The 323-nt window shown below is 55.7% G+C and carries 1 pseudogene; it reads right to left on the bottom strand.

The annotated features are described in order from the left end of the window. A pseudogene (locus P0G09_RS16800) lies at window positions 1-323 on the bottom strand (type I glyceraldehyde-3-phosphate dehydrogenase); the annotation flags it as partial.

Consider the following 323-nt stretch of genomic DNA (forward strand, 5'->3'; position numbering starts at 1 on the left):
GGTCATGATGCCGGAAACGATGGGGTAGTTCTTGTTCAGGGTGTCAGCCATGGGTGCCAGGCAGTTGGTGGTGCAGGAAGCAGCAGAGATGACCTGATCCTCAGCGGTCAGGGTCTACTCGTTGACGGAGAAGACGATGGTCTTCAGGTCGTTGCCTGCGGGAGCAGAGATAACGACCTTCTTTGCGCCAGCCTGGATGTGAGCCATGCTCTTCTCCTTGCTGGTGTAGAAGCCGGTGCACTCCAGAACGACATCAACGTTCAGCTACCCCAAGGAGCATCCTTTGCGTCCTTAACAGCGTAGATCTTGATCTCCTTGCCGTC

The organism is Faecalibacterium sp. DFI.5.82 (genome assembly GCF_029076575.1).
Taxonomy (GTDB): Bacteria; Bacillota; Clostridia; order Oscillospirales; family Ruminococcaceae; genus Faecalibacterium; species Faecalibacterium duncaniae.